General features: G+C 72.0%; 2 protein-coding genes. One reads left to right on the top strand and one right to left on the bottom strand.

Features of this window, described 5'->3' with window-relative positions:
• A partial coding sequence (locus AC27IQ_RS25830) for a nuclear transport factor 2 family protein (RefSeq protein WP_487091347.1) occupies nucleotides 1-265 on the top strand: 265 nt, incomplete at its 5' end.
• 76 nt (nucleotides 266-341) lie between these two features.
• On the opposite strand, the gene AC27IQ_RS25825 is transcribed toward AC27IQ_RS25830, so the two are convergent.
• On the bottom strand, nucleotides 342-904 hold a 563-nt coding region (locus tag AC27IQ_RS25825), incomplete at its 5' end, for a ferredoxin reductase domain-containing protein (RefSeq protein ID WP_487091346.1).

The raw sequence follows: 904 nt of genomic DNA, 5'->3' as shown, positions 1-904 counted from the left end.
GTCCAACCAGCCCCGCACGACGCCGCTGGAAATCCGCGACTACTTCGTGAAGTTCCTCAAGAGCGAGCCGCAGGGCAAGATCGACAGCCGCAAGATCCGCATCGGCTGCAACGTGGCGCAGGACGTGGGCACCTACACGTTCCGCTTCAAGGACGGCAAGACCGTGCAGGCCCGCTACACCTACGTGTACGAGCGCGTGAACGGCCAGTGGCTGATCGCCCACCACCACTCCTCGGCCATGCCCGAGACGGTGGCCGCCAAGTAAGCGGCCTTTCCACCGGCGCTCCATCGCCGGGCAGCGCAGGGGCCGGCATGCCGGCCTCTGCGCCGTGGCGCCTGCGTCAATACACGTCGCGGCGGTAGCGCCCGCTGCGCACCAGGCCCTCCATCGCCTCCTCGCCGAGCGCGGCGCAAAGCGCGGCATGCACGCCCTGCGCCATGCCCACCAGGCTGCCGCAGACGTAGATGGCTGCGCCGTCCGCCACCCAGGCACGCAGTGCATCGGCGGCCTCGGCCAGGCGGTCCTGCACGTGCACCCGCTGCGCCTGGTCGCGCGAGAACGCCAGGTCCAGGCGCGTCAGCACGCCGCTGGCCTGCCAGGCCTGGATCTCCGCGCGGTACAGGAAATCGTGCGCCGCCTGGCGCTCGCCGAACACCAGCCAGTTCGGGCCCGCCCCCGCCGCGGCGCGCGCCCGCAGATGGCTGCGCAGGCCGGCGATGCCCGTGCCGTTACCGATCAAGACGAGGGGCCGAGCAGCGTTGTCCTGCAACCGGAAAGGCCCGTGCGCGCGCAGGCGCAGCGGCACGGCATCCCCCAGCGCCAGGCCCGCGCACAGCCAGCCCGATGCCACGCCGGGCGTGCCGTCCTCGCGCACGGCCTGGCGCACGGTGAGATGAATGCGTC

The organism is Acidovorax sp. KPB24-07 (assembly GCF_057543315.1).
Note: the sequence above shows the minus strand (reverse complement) of the source record. Positions and strands in the feature narration are given on the sequence as shown.